The sequence below is a fragment of the Bacillus cereus group sp. N6 genome (assembly GCF_016483705.1).
In the GTDB taxonomy this organism is placed as follows: domain Bacteria; phylum Bacillota; class Bacilli; order Bacillales; family Bacillaceae_G; genus Bacillus_A; species Bacillus_A wiedmannii.
Window position 1 is genome coordinate 1 of the sequence record NZ_JAEHBI010000305.1, and the last position, 247, is coordinate 247.

Consider the following 247-nt stretch of genomic DNA (forward strand, 5'->3'; position numbering starts at 1 on the left):
CGAAGTGGCTAAACGCGGCGGACTGTAAATCCGCTCCTTCGGGTTCGGCAGTTCGAATCTGCCCCCCTCCACCATTTACATAGGGGCATAGTTTAAAGGTAGAACTGAGGTCTCCAAAACCTCCAGTGTGGGTTCGATTCCTACTGCCCCTGCCAAATATATTTACACAACATGGCGGTTGTGGCGAAGTGGTTAACGCACCGGATTGTGGCTCCGGCATTCGTGGGTTCGATTCCCATCAGTCGCC

Annotated in this window: 2 tRNA genes; both read left to right on the plus strand. The window is 53.4% G+C overall.

The features are described from left to right. Positions 1-81 precede the first annotated feature (81 nt). Positions 82-155, plus strand: a tRNA-Trp gene (locus JDS99_RS31400). A 19-nt stretch (positions 156-174) separates the two neighbouring features. Continuing rightward, a tRNA-His gene (locus JDS99_RS31405) sits at positions 175-247 on the plus strand.